This is a genomic window from Streptomyces lucensis JCM 4490, assembly GCF_014650035.1.
GTDB lineage: Bacteria > Actinomycetota > Actinomycetes > Streptomycetales > Streptomycetaceae > Streptomyces > Streptomyces lucensis.
Genome location: NZ_BMUE01000005.1, coordinates 194,173 through 207,875, shown reverse-complemented (window position 1 = coordinate 207,875; position 13,703 = coordinate 194,173). Strand labels below are relative to the sequence as shown.

The 13,703-nt window shown below is 73.9% G+C and carries 13 protein-coding genes; 2 read left to right on the top strand and 11 right to left on the bottom strand.

The window, feature by feature from the left end:
- Nucleotides 1-117 precede the first annotated feature (117 nt).
- The 5 genes from IE177_RS14135 to infC all read right to left on the bottom strand — a co-directional run bounded on the left by IE177_RS14135 (nucleotide 118) and on the right by infC (nucleotide 3,799).
- On the bottom strand, nucleotides 118-1,254 hold the full coding sequence (locus IE177_RS14135; RefSeq protein ID WP_190015668.1) for a sensor histidine kinase: 1,137 nt from the start codon (nucleotides 1,252-1,254) through the stop codon (nucleotides 118-120).
- A 50-nt stretch (nucleotides 1,255-1,304) separates the two neighbouring features.
- A complete protein-coding gene (locus tag IE177_RS14130) occupies nucleotides 1,305-2,168 on the bottom strand; it encodes a TrmH family RNA methyltransferase (RefSeq protein ID WP_190015667.1) in 864 nt (287 codons plus the stop codon).
- Between the two features lie 165 nt (nucleotides 2,169-2,333).
- On the bottom strand, nucleotides 2,334-2,717 hold the full coding sequence (gene rplT, locus IE177_RS14125) for a 50S ribosomal protein L20 (RefSeq protein ID WP_030381833.1): 384 nt from the start codon (nucleotides 2,715-2,717) through the stop codon (nucleotides 2,334-2,336).
- Between the two features lie 106 nt (nucleotides 2,718-2,823).
- A complete protein-coding gene (rpmI, locus tag IE177_RS14120; RefSeq protein ID WP_004933563.1) occupies nucleotides 2,824-3,018 on the bottom strand; it encodes a 50S ribosomal protein L35 in 195 nt (64 codons plus the stop codon).
- 112 nt (nucleotides 3,019-3,130) lie between these two features.
- Nucleotides 3,131-3,799: a translation initiation factor IF-3 gene (gene infC / locus IE177_RS14115; protein WP_190015666.1), complete on the bottom strand. Its 669-nt coding sequence runs from the start codon at nucleotides 3,797-3,799 to the stop codon at nucleotides 3,131-3,133.
- A gap of 355 nt (nucleotides 3,800-4,154) precedes the next feature.
- Here infC and IE177_RS14110 point away from each other — a divergent pair, with 355 nt between their 5' ends.
- On the top strand, nucleotides 4,155-4,511 hold the full coding sequence (locus tag IE177_RS14110; protein WP_190015665.1) for a DUF1844 domain-containing protein: 357 nt from the start codon (nucleotides 4,155-4,157) through the stop codon (nucleotides 4,509-4,511).
- Between the two features lies 1 nt (nucleotide 4,512).
- Here the strand turns inward: IE177_RS14110 and IE177_RS14105 are convergent, their stop codons facing one another.
- From IE177_RS14105 to IE177_RS34785, 3 genes are all read right to left on the bottom strand, one after another.
- Nucleotides 4,513-5,244 carry an SseB family protein gene (locus tag IE177_RS14105; RefSeq protein ID WP_190015664.1) on the bottom strand — a complete coding sequence of 244 codons (732 nt, stop codon included), beginning with the start codon at nucleotides 5,242-5,244 and terminating at the stop codon, nucleotides 4,513-4,515.
- A 448-nt stretch (nucleotides 5,245-5,692) separates the two neighbouring features.
- Nucleotides 5,693-6,850: a type VII secretion-associated serine protease mycosin gene (gene mycP / locus IE177_RS14100; RefSeq protein ID WP_190015663.1), complete on the bottom strand. Its 1,158-nt coding sequence runs from the start codon at nucleotides 6,848-6,850 to the stop codon at nucleotides 5,693-5,695.
- Nucleotides 6,847-8,601: a hypothetical protein gene (locus tag IE177_RS34785; protein WP_229816038.1), complete on the bottom strand. Its 1,755-nt coding sequence runs from the start codon at nucleotides 8,599-8,601 to the stop codon at nucleotides 6,847-6,849. Before IE177_RS34785 ends, mycP begins: the two co-directional genes overlap by 4 nt.
- A 266-nt stretch (nucleotides 8,602-8,867) precedes the next feature.
- On the opposite strand from IE177_RS34785, the gene IE177_RS14090 reads away from it, so the two are divergent.
- Nucleotides 8,868-10,070 carry an amino acid deaminase/aldolase gene (locus IE177_RS14090; RefSeq protein WP_190015662.1) on the top strand — a complete coding sequence of 401 codons (1,203 nt, stop codon included), beginning with the start codon at nucleotides 8,868-8,870 and terminating at the stop codon, nucleotides 10,068-10,070.
- A gap of 29 nt (nucleotides 10,071-10,099) precedes the next feature.
- On the opposite strand, the gene IE177_RS14085 is transcribed toward IE177_RS14090, so the two are convergent.
- The 3 genes from IE177_RS14085 to IE177_RS14075 form a co-directional block, all read right to left on the bottom strand.
- Nucleotides 10,100-10,882 carry a 3-oxoacyl-ACP reductase gene (locus IE177_RS14085; protein ID WP_190015661.1) on the bottom strand — a complete coding sequence of 261 codons (783 nt, stop codon included), beginning with the start codon at nucleotides 10,880-10,882 and terminating at the stop codon, nucleotides 10,100-10,102.
- Entirely contained in the window at nucleotides 10,879-12,252 is a 1,374-nt protein-coding gene (locus IE177_RS14080; RefSeq protein WP_190015660.1) for an aldehyde dehydrogenase family protein, read from the bottom strand. The genes IE177_RS14085 and IE177_RS14080 overlap by 4 nt, the downstream gene beginning before the upstream one ends.
- A 65-nt stretch (nucleotides 12,253-12,317) precedes the next feature.
- Entirely contained in the window at nucleotides 12,318-13,676 is a 1,359-nt protein-coding gene (locus tag IE177_RS14075; RefSeq protein WP_190015659.1) for a glutamine synthetase family protein, read from the bottom strand.
- Nucleotides 13,677-13,703: the final 27 nt, after the last annotated feature.

Sequence of the window (13,703 nt, the reverse complement as noted above, 5' to 3'; positions counted from 1 at the left end):
GGCTGGCGGATGGTCCCCGTGACCGGCGCTGGCCGCGTGCAGGACACAAAGGTGCCAGAGGCCGAGTCTAACGGGGTGGGGGTGTGCGAATGCGCCCGCGGGCGGGCCCGGGCGTCGTCAGAGATACGCCGGGGTGCCCACGGGCAGCGTAAATCGGAACTCGGCGCCGCCGCCGGGGGCGCGGCCGACCGTGATGGCGCCGCCGTGGGCCTCGACGATGCCCTTGACGATGTACAGCCCGAGGCCCGTGCCGCCGCGCTTGCTGCCCCGCCAGAAGCGGGTGAAGACGCGGTTCATGGACTCCTCCGGGATGCCGGGCCCCTCGTCGCTCACGGTGACCGACGTGGCTGCGTTCTCGCCGTCCTCGCCCTCACGTGGGGACGCCGAGGGCGTGATGTCGATGGTGACGGTTCCCTCGCCGTGCCGCACGGCATTTTCGATGAGGTTGCTGAGCACCTGGTCGATCTTGTCGGGGTCGGCCCACAGGGCCGGCAGCGGCTGTTCGATGCGGAGCAGGAAGCGGTCGGCGCGCTGGCCCGCGGCGACGTAGGCCTGGATGTGCCGGGAGACGGCGGCCCCCATGTCGACGGGCTGGCGGCGTACCTCCAGGCGCCCGGAGTCGATCCGGGAGATGTCGAGCAGCTCGGCGATCAGGCGGGTGACGCGGTCGGCGTCGGCGTCGACGGTCTCCAGCATCAGCCGCTTCTGGTCGTCGGTGAAGCGTTCCCACTTGGCGAGGAGCGTGGCGGTGAAGCCCTTCACGGACGTCAGCGGGGAGCGCAGCTCATGGGCGACGGTGGCGATCAGCTCGGCGTGGCTGCGTTCGGTGCGGCGGCGGGCCTCGGTGTCCCGCAGGGAGACGACGACGCTGCGCACGGGGCCGAGGGGCTCGTCGCGTACGTACCGGGCGGAGACCAGCACCTCCCGGCCACCGGGCAGCAGCAGGTTGCGCTCCGGCTGCCGGGACCGGATGGCCAGCCCGCCGTAGGGATCGGTGAGCTGCCACCAGCGCCGCCCTTCCAGGTCCTCCAGGGGCAGCGCCTTCTCCAGGGGCCGGCCGAGGGCGTCGGCGGCGGGTACGGCGGTGACGCGTGCGGCGGCGGCGTTGAAGCAGACGACGCGGCCCCGCCCGTCGGCGACGACGAGGCCGTCGGGCAGCTGGTCGGGGTCGAGGCCGGGCCCGGCGTGCCGGAGCGCGGGTGCGTACCGCGCGTCCCGGCCCTCCGGCGCGGTGCTCGTGCCGGCCACACTCATCCCCGTACCCCACCTCTCAGACGGCGCAGGGCCCCGAGTTGGTCACCCTACTAGCTCTCGGTGACGGAGCGGCACCCTCCAAAGGCGCGCTGCGCCCGGGCCGACGCGTAGAGACATACGGCGGCGGCGGTGGCGAGGTTCAGGCTCTCCGCCTTCCCGTGGATCGGGACGCGTACGACGGCGTCGGCGAGCGCGCGGGTCTCCTCCGGCAGTCCCCAGGCCTCGTTTCCGAACACCCAGGCGGTCGGCCCGCCCATGGTGCCCCGGTCCAGTTCCTCGTCCAGGTCGCGGTCGCCGGCGCCGTCGGCGGCGAGGATGCGCACACCGGCGTCCCTGAGCCCCTCGACGGCCCGCTCGACGGGGACGCCGACGGCGACGGGCAGGTGGAAGTGCGAGCCGACGGAGGCCCGTACCGCCTTGGGGTTGTACAGGTCGACGGATGCGTCGGTGAGGATCACGGCCTCGGCGCCCGCGGCGTCGGCGCACCGCAGCACGGTCCCGGCGTTCCCCGGGTCGCGCACATGGGCGAGGACGGCGACGAGCCGGGGCCGGGCGGCGAGGATGTCCGCGAACGGCGTGTCCAGGAACCGGCACACCCCGACGAGCCCCTGGGGGGTGACGGTGGTGGAGATGTCGGCGATGACGTCCTCGGAGGCGAGGTGCACCCGGGCGCCCGCGCCTCGGGCCTCGCCGATGATGTCGGCGTACCGCTCGGCGGCCTCGGTGGTGGCGAACAGCTCGACGAGCGTGGGGGTGCCGTCCGCGCCCCGGTGCCCGGCGGCCTCCCGCACGGCCTGCGGCCCCTCGGCGAGGAACAGCCGGTCCTTGCTCCGGAAGTTCCGCTTGGCCAGCCGCCGCGCGGCGGAGACGCGCGCGGACCGGGGGGAGATCAGCTCAGGGGAGACGGACGGCATCCTCATACTTTCGCGAACTCGTGGCGCCCCCTGAGGGGCGCGGGGAACCGCGCGAGCGACCACGACGGAGCCGCGGCCGGACGACGGTGTCCCCGAACGACAGGACCCGCAGGCCACGAGAGCCTGCGGGTCCTACGGTCACGTCGGCCTAGAGCCAGCGCGGCGTCACGCGGCCTTCGGCGCGTTGACGTCCGACGGCAGCGCCTTCTGCGCGACCTCGACGAGCGCCGCGAAGGCGTTCGCGTCGTTCACGGCCAGCTCGGCCAGGATCTTGCGGTCGACCTCGACGTTCGCGGCCTTCAGACCCTGGATGAAGCGGTTGTAGGTCATGCCGTTGGCGCGGGCAGCGGCGTTGATGCGCTGGATCCACAGCTGACGGAAGTCACCCTTGCGCTTCTTGCGGTCGTTGTAGTTGTAGACCAGCGAGTGGGTGACCTGCTCCTTGGCCTTGCGGTACAGGCGCGAACGCTGACCGCGGTAGCCGGAGGCCTGCTCGAGGATCGCCCGGCGCTTCTTGTGGGCGTTGACTGCCCGCTTGACGCGTGCCACTTGTTAACTCCTTGTAGCGGGGTCGTGGTGGTACTCACACGACCCGGAAACGACTGGGTCCCGGTCCTGGCGTACGGCGCTCAGCGGATGGAGAGCGCCGGGTACGTCACTTGCCGAGAAGCTTCTTGATCTTCGCGGCGTCGCCCGGGGCCATCTCGGCGTTGCCGGTGAGGCGACGCGTGACGCGGGACGACTTGTGCTCGAGCAGGTGGCGCTTGCCGGCGCGCTCACGGAGCACCTTGCCGGAGCCGGTGACCTTGAAGCGCTTGCTGGCACCGCTGTGCGACTTGTTCTTCGGCATAGCGCCGTTCTCTCCTCGTCGGTGGCGCTCCGGTGCCCGGTCGTGAAACCGGGCACGGTGGAGCGTCGCTCTTCTATCGGTTACATCCTCGGGGACACGGTGTCCCCCGGGATCACGCCTCGGCAGGCTCCTCGGACGGTGCCTCGGCCTCGGCTTCCGCAGGGTTCTGCGAGCGGCCGGGGTTGGCCTTCGCTTCCGCCTTGCGGGCCTCCTGCGCCTGGCGGGCCTCGGCCATCGCCTCGGTCTTCTTCTTGTGCGGACCGAGAACCATGATCATGTTCCGGCCGTCCTGCTTCGGGTTCGACTCCACGAAACCGAGGTCCTGGACGTCCTCCGCGAGACGCTGCAGCAGTCGGTAGCCCAGCTCGGGCCGGGACTGCTCGCGACCACGGAACATGATCGTGATCTTGACCTTGTCGCCCTGCTTGAGGAACCGGACGACGTGACCCTTCTTGGTGTCATAGTCGTGCGGGTCGATCTTCGGCCGGAGCTTCATCTCCTTGATGACCGTGTGCGCCTGGTTCTTGCGCGCCTCACGGGCCTTCATGGCCGACTCGTACTTGAACTTCCCGTAGTCCATGAGCTTGCACACGGGCGGACGGGCGTTCGCCGCGACCTCGACCAGGTCCAGGTCGTACTCCTGCGCAAGCTCCAGTGCCTTGGCCAGCGGGACGATGCCCACCTGCTCGCCACTGGGACCGACAAGTCGCACCTCGGGAACGCGAATCCGGTCGTTGATGCGGGGCTCGGCGCTGATGGATCCTCCTCGGTAGCACCACACGGCGGTCTGGCGGACAGCCGCGCAATCTCTTTTCGTTAGACCTAACCGCGCCGAAGCACAAAAAATGCCCCGGACGATCACAGGCGGGGCTCCCATTGCTACCGGAGCACCGACGCGATGACCGCGGGGCGCGCTTTCGGGCGACTCCATCGTCCGTACGGAACGATGGTGGCCGCCTGACCGGATGACCCGCCGTCCCGGGGGACGGTCAGGTGGGAGATCGGAGCCTCCACTTGTGGGCCGGATGTCCTGATTTCGCTCACGACATGTCCGGCCGGTCGTCCATCAGGTTAGCAGGATCGCTTGACAAGGGCTAATTGAGGGGCGCCGGGTTCGACGGCCTATCGTGTGGGGCATGAGTGACACCCCTCCTGAGTCCCCCGACTTCGACGCGATGACCCGGGACATCGCCGAGGTCCCCGCCGTCGAGGTGATCGTGACGGTCGCCGTCAACCTGATGAGCGCCGCCGCCGTGAAGCTCGGGCTGAGCGAGGAGGGCGAGAAGTACAAGGACCTGGACGAGGCCCGCAAGCTGATCACGGGCCTCGCGGGTCTGCTGGACGCGAGCGCGACCGAGATCAGCTCCTTCCACGCGGCGCCGCTGCGCGACGGGCTGAAGTCGCTGCAGCTGGCGTTCCGCGAGGCCTCGCTCGTCCCGGACGAGCCGGGCCAGGGGCCGGGCGAGAAGTACACCGGACCCGTCTACGGCTGATCTACCGCTTCACGTACAGGGGCTCGCCCGGAGGCGTGGTCCCGGCCGGCAGCAGTGCCAGGTCGAGGCCGCGCACCAGGCGGGCCCTCAGCGTTTCGTCGGCCGCCAGCCGCCCGGCGACCGCGCGGGCGGCCTCCGCCGCCTCGGCGGCCGGGTCGAGGACGAGCGCGAGCGTGCCGTCGGCCCGTCCGGGCCCGAGGTGGGCGCTCAGCACGGCGGGTTCCGCCGCCACGACCGTGCGGACGGCCTCGACGACGGCCGGGTCCGTGAGCGGGTCGATGCTGGTGCGGCCCTCGGCGAGGGCGAGCAGCGCCGGTCCGGACAGCTCGAACGGCACGGGCCCGGCGAGGTCGAGGACGACCGTGTCGGCCTTCTCGTGCGCGGCGGCCTGCAGGGCCTGGTGCAGGGGTACGGCGACGGGCCGGGCTTCCGGGTCCCAGCGGGCGAGGGAGCCGGTGGAGGTGAAGGCGGGCAGGGCGGTGCGCTGTCCGGCCTTCAGGGTGGGTACGGCCATGTCGCTCGTCTTCTCGCGGCGCAGCCCCTTCTCGTCCTCCTCCACCTCCCCCAGCACGGCGACGACGGGCACCAGCAGCCGGGTGCCCCGGAGCGCCTCCAGGACGGGGCCCACGGCCGTGCGGTCCTCCGCCCAGGCGGCGAGCGCGGCGCTCAGCCGGGGGTCGGCGGAGCCGTCGTCGTCGGAGTAGCCGGGGTCGGGGATGTTCTTGTTCGCCACGGTCACCGAGCCTAGCGGGGGCGGACCGGCGGGCTCGTGCGGGGCCGGGCCGGCCCCGCGTCGGCGTCGGCGTCGGCGTCGGAAACCCGGACTTTCCCTGAGCCCGCTCCCAGATCCGCCCAACGGAAGGCACAGCCGGCGCCCCGAGCATCACGGGCATGAAGTCCCGGACCCCCCGTCGCCGCCGTGCGCGCCCGTCCGCGGGCGCGGCCGGCACGGGCGAGCGCAGCCAGCACGAGCGGGCGGCGGTCAGGCCGGCCCCGGCACGAACAGCACAGGCAGGCGGCAATCAGGCCGGGCGGGCGCGGTCAGACCGGACGGACGCAGCCGGCACGGGCAGGCGGGCGGCAATCATCCGGGCGGGCGCGGTCAGGCCGGACGGACGCAGCCAGCACGAGCGGGCGGCGGTCAGGCCGGCCCCGGCACGAACCGCACGAGCGGGCGGCGGTCAGGTCGGGCGTCTGCGGCTCCGCCACAGGACCACGCCCGCCACCAGCAGTACCCCGCCGGCGCCGCCGGCCAGCGGGCCCGCCCAGGCGGCGGTGCCGCCCCCGCCGCCCTCGGGGTCCGGGCCGGGGCCGAAGTACTTCTCGCCGTACGACGCCGGGCGCAGGCCGCGGGGCTTGAGGCGGGCGGCGGCCTTCAGGGCGGCGGCGGGGTCGATCATGCCGAAGCCGCGGGAGTCGTCGCGGCCGCCCACGGGCGCGTCCCGGGCCGTGTCCTCCAGGAGCTTCTTGACCTGCGCCGGGGCCAGGCCGGGGTGGGCCGCCTTGACGAGTGCCGCCGCGCCGGAGACGAAGGCGGACGCCGCGCTCGTGCCCCAGCCTTGGTAGTACTTGTGGTCGGGGTCGGCGATGACGACGTTGACGCCGGGCGCGCTGACGGCCGCGTACCAGCGGCGGGTGGAGAAGGAGGCGCGGGTGCCGAAGCGGTCCACGGCGGTCGTGGCGATGACGCCGGGGTAGGCCGCCGGGTAGGAGACGTGGTCGCCCTTGTCGCCGCCGTTTCCCGCGGAGGCGACGACGACCACGCCCTTCTTCAGGGCGTACTGCACGGCCTCGTCCTCGCCCGGCTCCGGGTGGGCGGAGTCGGAGTCGTCGCCGAGGGAGAGGTTGATGACGTCGGCGCCGTGGTCGGCGGCCCAGCGGATGCCGTCGGCTAGGGCGTTGCCGCGCGTGGTGCGCGCCTTGGCGCGGGCGGGGTCGCCGTCCTCCAGGATCACGCGTACCGGCAGGATCTTCGCCTCGGGGGCGACGCCCAGCACGCCCTCGGTGTCGCCGGGGCCGTGGCCGTGTCCGGCGATGATGCCGGCCATGGCGGTGCCGTGCCGGGCCCAGGCCCGGTCCCCCGGTCCGGCACCGAAGCCGATCATGTCCTTGGCGGGCAGGACGTTGCCGTCGAGGTCGGGATGGCCGGCCTCGACGCCGGTGTCCAGGACGGCGACGGTGACGCCCCGGCCCTTGGTGGTCTGCCAGGCCTGCGTCAGGTGGAGCGCGGACAGGGCCCACTGCTGGGCGCGGATGCCGTCGGCGTGGGCGGTGGAGGGCAGCAGGGCGAGGGAGCCGGCGAGCAGGAGGCTCACCGCCGAGCCGGTCAGTCGCTTCACGAGTCCTTCTCCGCCGCCGGTCCGGCGGTCTGGCGCAGGCGCCGTTCGATGCGGTCGGCCAGGCCCTGCGCCTCGTTGCCCAGGCCGGCCTGGGCCGGGGCCGTGGTGGCGCCGGAGCGGACGGCGTCGGCGGCGGGCTGGGGCGAGTCGACCGTGCGGCCGTCGGCCCAGCCGGAGACGGCGAAGGCGACGACGGGGGCGTCGGTGACGACCGAGACGGTCCAGGAGGCACGCTGCTCGTCGCCGAAGCCGGCCGCGACGGTGCCCTTGGCCGCGTACGGCCGGGGCATCAGGTCGCTGCGCCGGTCCAGGCGCTCGTCGCGGAAGCGCCGGGCGAGGGCGGACATGGAGGCGGGGTCGGCCTTGGTGAACAGCAGGCCGACCGTGGTGACGTGGCTCTGGGTGGCGTCCGTGTAGGTGGCGCGCAGCAGCCGCAGGCAGCCGACGGGGGCGAGGACCTTGTGCAGCAGCGGGTCGAAGGCGTGCGCGCAGCCGGTGTCCGGAGCCACCGCGATCCGGGTCCAGGTGCGGTCGGCGCCGCCGGGTCCCGCGCCGGTGCCCTCGACGGTGGGCGGGAAGAGCCGGTCGACGGGCACGCTGTGCCACAGCGTCCGGGCGGTGGCGTACTTGCCGGCCGCGGCCTCGCTCCCGCCGTCCCCGGTGAGCCAGCTCCCCGTGACCGCACCGCCGACGAGACCGAGTCCGAGCACGAGGCAGGCTGCCGCAGCGGCGGTGCGCGGCCGTATCCGCGGACGCGGTCCGCCGGCGAACGCCTCGGGCTCCGCGAACGGCACGAACGGCCGCTCGGCCGGTCCCGCGCTCCACGAGAGGGCGGGGTCCGGCGCGGAGGAAGCCGCGGCGGGCGGGGGGCCGGCGGGGCGGGCCGGGGCCGCCGGGCTCCAGGCGGCCTCTCGCGACGTGAGCCCCGGACGCCCGACGCCGGCGGCGGTGGCCGGGGAGTGGCCCCTCGCCGCGGCCGATGCCGCGGCCGGCGGACCACCGGGTCCGGCTGCGGGCGTGCCGCCGGTACGGCGGTCGGCGGCGGTCGCCGCTGTGGGCGCGGAACGGACCGGCGTGGAGCCGGGGGGCCGGTGGCTGGGCGGGGAAGGGGGCGGAGCCGAGGGGACCGGGCGGAGCCGGGCCGTCGTCTCCGCGGGGCCTTCCGCCGGGGCCTGCCGGCGGGGCGGCTCCTTGACGGGGCGCAGCCGGGCCGTCGTCTCGCCGGCCGTCTCCGCCGGCGCCGCGGGCCGGCCGGCCCGCGCGCCGGGGCGGGGGCGGCGTGTCTCGCGCCCGGTGCTCGGCGGTGCGTCAGGGAAGCGGGCGGAGGCGGGCGGCGGGGGCGGGCTCACAAGGTCGGCGGCCTCCGGCACGGACAGCCGGGACGCACGTGGGGTGAAGACGGACGGCTCGTCGTCGAGGTCGTCGCCGTCCGGCGCCGCGCCGCGGCCCGCACCGGAGCCCTCGGGCACGTCCCGTGCGGGCGCGGGTCGCGCGGCCGCCGGGGGCCGCCCGGGCGACGCGGGGGCGTCCTGGGCCGGGATCGGCCCGGGTGGCGCGGTGAGACCGGGCTCCGGGCCCGGACGGCGCGGGGACGACGCGGGGGCGCCCGGGTCCGGGACGGTCCGCCGCTGCTCGGAGACCAGCGGCGCGGGTCCCTGGGTGGTGGCCTGGCGGGCGTGCTCGGGCGGGGTGCCGCCGGGTGGGGACGAGGGGCGCGGGGGGACGGGGGCGTGGCGCGCTTCCGTGCTCATGCACCCCCCGTTTCCTCGTGCCCGGGCCGTCTCTCGTACGCGGGCCGTCCGCTGCCGGCCGCGCCCGGTGTGGATCTCCTCCGGGCACGCATACCCGTACGGCCGGACCGGCATCCCGGTTCAAGGGGCACGCGGGCGTCTTCCGCCGTACGTGCGCGTCACTCTACGGGTTGCCGGGGTGGGACGGAGAACCGGAGCACGGGGCCGGGGCATCTGCCCGGAACGTCCCCCTACCCTGCGGTAATCCCGTCTGGCAGGCTTCCGCCATGACTGCGCTCGCCGCCGATCGCGCCCGCTACGACCGGGCCACCGCCCATCTCGACGCGCCGCACGCGATTGTGGATCTGGAGGCCTTCGACGCCAACGCGGCGGACCTCGTCCGCCGGGCCGCGGGCAAACCGGTCCGGGCCGCCGGCAAGTCCGTGCGCTGCCGCGCCCTGCTGGAGCGCGTCCTGGCCCGGGACGGCTTCCAGGGCATCATGTCGTTCACCCTCGCCGAGTCCCTGTGGCTCGCGCGCTCGGGGTTCGACGACATCCTGCTGGCCTATCCGTCGGCCGACCGCGCCGGCTTCGCGGAACTGGCCGCCGATCCCAAGCTCGCCTCCGCCGTCACGGTGATGATCGACGACGTCGCCCACCTCGACCTCATCGACGCGTCCCGCGCCGGCGGACGCGAAGTCGTGCGTGTCTGCCTGGAGTTGGACACCTCGCTGAAGCTGCTCGGCGGCCGTGTCCGGGTGGGGGCACGGCGCTCGCCCCTGCACTCCCCCGCCCAACTCGCCGAACTGGCACGCTCGGTGGCCCGGCGGCCGGGTTTCAGGCTGGTGGGGATCATGGCGTACGAGGGGCACGTCGCCGGGGTCGGGGACGCGGTCGCCGGGCGGCCGCTGCGCTCGCGGGCGATCCGGCTGATGCAGGCCGCGGCCCGGCGAGAGCTGGCCGAGCGCCGGGCGGCCGTGGTGCGGGCGGTGCGTTCCGTCGTGCCCGGCCTGGAGTTCGTCAACGGCGGTGGCACCGGCAGTGTGCAGCACACCGCAGCCGAGGACGCGGTCACGGAGATAGCGGCCGGTTCGGGGCTGTACGTACCGCGGCTCTTCGACAACTACAGCTCGTTCACGGGCCGTCCGGCCGCTCTCTTCGCGCTGCCGGTCGTACGGCGGCCCGGCGTGGGCGTCGTCACCGTGCTGGGCGGCGGCTACCCGGCGTCCGGCGCGCCCGGCCGCGACCGGCTGCCGGTGCCGTACCTGCCGCAGGGGCTGGAGTACGACCCGCAGGAGGGTCCCGGCGAGGTGCAGACGCCGTTGCTCGGCCCGCCCGCCGACGACCTGCTCATCGGCGACAAGGTGTGGTTCCGGCACGCCAAGGCCGGCGAGCTGTGCGAGCGGTTCGACACGCTGCACCTCGTCGAGGGCGACGTGGTGACGGCGACGGTGCCCACCTACCGGGGTGAGGGGCACGCCTTCCTCTGATCCCTCGCCCCGGCACCGTTCCCGCCCGTCTACCGGGGCGTGACGTACGCGCCCGCGATCCCGCCGTCCACCAGGAAGTCGGTGGCGTTGACGAAGGAGGAGTCGTCGCTGGCCAGGAAGGCGACGGCGGCGGCGATCTCCTCGGCCTCGGCGAACCGGCCGACCGGGATGTGCACCAGGCGGCGGGCGGCCCGCTCGGGGTCCTTCGCGAACAGCTCCTGGAGCAGCGGGGTGTTGACCGGGCCGGGGCACAGGGCGTTCACCCGGATGCCCTCGCGGGCGAACTGCACGCCGAGTTCGCGGGACATGGCGAGGACGCCGCCCTTGGATGCGGTGTAGGAGATCTGGGACGTGGCCGCGCCCATCCGTGCCACGAAGGACGCGGTGTTGATGATGGAACCCCTGCCCTGGCGGCGCATGTACGGGAGGGCCGCCTTGCAGCACAGGTAGACGGAGGTGAGGTTGACCTCCTGGACGCGCTTCCAGGCCTCCAGGCCGGTCTCCAGGATGGAGTCGTCGTCGGGCGGGGAGATGCCGGCGTTGTTGAAGGCCACGTCGACGCTTCCGTAGGTGTCGTACGCGGCCTTGAACAGCGCCTCGACCTGCTCGGGGTCGGTGACGTCGGTCCTGACGAAGAGTCCGCCGACCTCGTCGGCGGCGGCCTTGCCGCGGACCTCGTCCACGTCCGCGCAGACCACGTGGGCGCCCTCGGAGGCGAGCCGGCGGACGGCGGCGAGGCCGATGCCGCTGCCGGCTCCGGTGACGACGGCGGTACGGCCGGCGAGGCGGCGGCAGACAGGGGTGTCGGTCACTGTGCGGGGCCCTCCGTGCTGATGAAGACGTTCTTGGTCTCGGTGAAGGCGGTCAGGGCGTCGGGGCCCAGTTCGCGGCCGAGGCCGGACTGCTTGAAGCCGCCGAACGGGGTCCAGTAGCGCACGCTGGAGTGGGAGTTGACGGACAGGTTGCCCGCGCGGACGGCCCGGGACACGCGCAGGGCGCGGCCGACGTCCCGGGTCCAGACGGAGCCGGAGAGGCCGTAGGGGGTGTCGTTGGCGAGGCGGACCGCGTCGTCCTCGTCGGTGAAGGGCAGGAGGACCGCGACCGGGCCGAAGATCTCCTCGCGGGCCGCCCGGCCGTCGTGCCGTTCTGCCGTGAGGACGGTCGGCGGGAACCAGAAGCCGGGGCCGCCGGGGGCGGTGCCGCGCAGGGCCGGGGCGTCGTCGGGGGCGTACGACCGTACGCGGTCCAGCTGCCGGCGGGAGATCAGCGGGCCCATCTGGGTCGCCTCGTCCGCCGGGTCGCCCACCACCACGGAGGCCAGGGCGCCGGCCAGGAAGTCGCGGGCCTCCTCGAACACCGCTTCCTGGACGAGGACGCGAGTGCGGGCGCAGCAGTCCTGGCCGGCGTTGTCCAGGAAGGAGAAGGGGTCGAGGGCGGCCTTGAGGTCGGCGTCGGCGAAGACGACGTTGGGGCTCTTGCCGCCGAGTTCCAGGGTGACCGGCTTGACCAGGCGGGCGCAGCGCTCCATGACCTCGCGGCCGGTGCCGGTGGAGCCGGTGAACACGATCTTCGCCACGTCCGGGTGGTCCACCAGGGCGCGCCCGGCGGTGTGTCCGTGGCCGGGCAGCACCTGGAACAGGTGCTCGGGCAGGCCGGCCTCCAGGGCGAGTGCGGCGAGGCGCAGCGCGGTGAGCGGGGTGGTCTCCGCGGGCTTGAGGACGACGGCGTTGCCTGCCGCGAGCGCCGGGAAGGAGCCCCAGGCGGCGATGGGCATGGGGAAGTTCCAGGGGGCGATCACGCCGACGACGCCCAGCGGTTCGTGGAACGTGACGTCCCAGCCGCCGGGGGCCGGGATCTGCCTGCCGAGGAGGCGTTCGGCGCCACCGGCGGCGTAGAGCAGCAGGTCGCGGGCGTTGCCGGCCTCCCAGCGGGCGCTCGCGACGGTGTGGCCGGCCTCGCGGACCTCCAGCCGGGCGAGTTCCTCGGTGCGGGCGTCGACGACGTCGGCGAACCGGCGCAGCAGCCGGGCGCGGTCGGCGGGGGCCAGCGCGGCCCACTTCGGCTGGACGCGGGCGGCCCGTGCGACAGCGGCGTCCACGTCCTGCGCCGACGCGGCGGGGACGGTGGCGACGACCTCCTCGGTGGCGGGGTTGAGGACCTTCAACTCGTGCGGGTCGGACACGGATGACCTTTCACAGGCGTCGGATCACAGGCGGGCGGCACGGGCTGGGAGCACGGGCACCCGGATCACAGGCGTTCGAAGGAGCGGCGCAGTTCCCAGTCGGTGACCGCGGCGTCGTAGGCCGCGAGTTCGACGCGCGCCATGTTCCGGTAGTGGGCCACGACCTCGTCGCCGAAGGCGGCCTTGGCGACGGTGCTGGTCTCCCAGAGTTCGGCGGCCTCGCGCAGGGTGGTCGGCACGTGCTCGAAGTCCGCCGTGTAGGCGTTGCCCTGACAGGGGTCGGGCAGTTCGAGCCGCTGCTCGACGCCGTGCAGTCCGGCGGCGACGAGGCCCGCCACGGCCAGGTACGGGTTGACGTCGCCGCCCGGGAGGCGGTTCTCGAAGCGCAGGGATCGGCCGTGGCCGACGACGCGCAGGGCACAGGTGCGGTTGTCGTGGCCCCAGGCGACGGCGGTCGGGGCGAAGGAGCCCGGCTGGAACCGCTTGTAGGAGTTGATGTTGGGGGCGTAGAGGAGCGAGAAGTCACGCAGGGCGGCGAGCTGTCCGGCCAGGAAGTGGCGCATCACGTCGGACATTCCGCCGGGGCCGGCCATGGCGTTGTTCCCGTCGGCGTCGGCGAGCGAGAGGTGGATGTGGCAGGAGTTGCCCTCGCGCTCGTTGTACTTGGCCATGAAGGTGATCGAGACGCCCTCCTGGGCGGCGATCTCCTTGGCGCCGGTCTTGTACAGGGCGTGCTGGTCGCAGGTGACGAGGGCCTCGTCGTAGCGGAACGCGATCTCGTGCTGTCCGGGGTTGCACTCGCCCTTGGCGGACTCGACGGTGAGGCCGGCGCCGGCCATCTCGTTGCGCAGGCGGCGCAGCAGGGGTTCGATGCGGCCGGTGCCGAGGACGGAGTAGTCGATGTTGTACTGGTTGGCCGGGGTCAGGCCACGGTAGTTCGCGTCCCAGGCCTGCTCGTAGCTGTCCTTGAAGACGATGAACTCCAGCTCGGTGCCGACCTGGGCGGTGTAGCCGAGCGCGGCCAGCCGGTCCAGCTGGCCGCGCAGGATCTGGCGCGGGGCGGCGGCGACCGGTGAGCCGTCCTCCCAGGCGAGGTCGGCGAGGAGCAGGGCGGTGCCGGGGTGCCAGGGGATGCGGCGCAGGGTGGCGAGGTCGGGGCGCATGGCGAAGTCGCCGTAGCCGCGGTCCCAGGAGGACATGGCGTAGCCGTCGACCGTGTTCATCTCGGTGTCCACGGCGAGGAGGTAGTTGCAGCCCTCGGTGCCGTGGTGCAGGACCTCGTCGAGGAAGAAGCGGGCGGCGAACCGCTTTCCCTGCAGACGCCCCTGCATGTCGGGGAAGGCCAGGACGACGGTGTCGATCTCACCGCCCGCGACGAGGGCGTGCAGGTCCTCGGTGCTGAGCGGGGGTGTGCGGTCTGCCACGGGGGAGCCTCCTTCGGCGCCTTGGCG

Coding starts and splice junctions, on each gene's coding strand:
- IE177_RS14135 (WP_190015668.1), bottom strand. CDS start 1,254: ATGAGTGTGGCCGGCACGAGCACCGCGCCGGAGGGCCGGGACGCGCGG.
- IE177_RS14130 (WP_190015667.1), bottom strand. CDS start 2,168: ATGCCGTCCGTCTCCCCTGAGCTGATCTCCCCCCGGTCCGCGCGCGTC.
- rpmI (WP_004933563.1), bottom strand. CDS start 3,018: ATGCCGAAGAACAAGTCGCACAGCGGTGCCAGCAAGCGCTTCAAGGTC.
- IE177_RS14110 (WP_190015665.1), top strand. CDS start 4,155: ATGAGTGACACCCCTCCTGAGTCCCCCGACTTCGACGCGATGACCCGG.
- IE177_RS34785 (WP_229816038.1), bottom strand. CDS start 8,601: ATGAGCACGGAAGCGCGCCACGCCCCCGTCCCCCCGCGCCCCTCGTCC.
- IE177_RS14090 (WP_190015662.1), top strand. CDS start 8,868: ATGACTGCGCTCGCCGCCGATCGCGCCCGCTACGACCGGGCCACCGCC.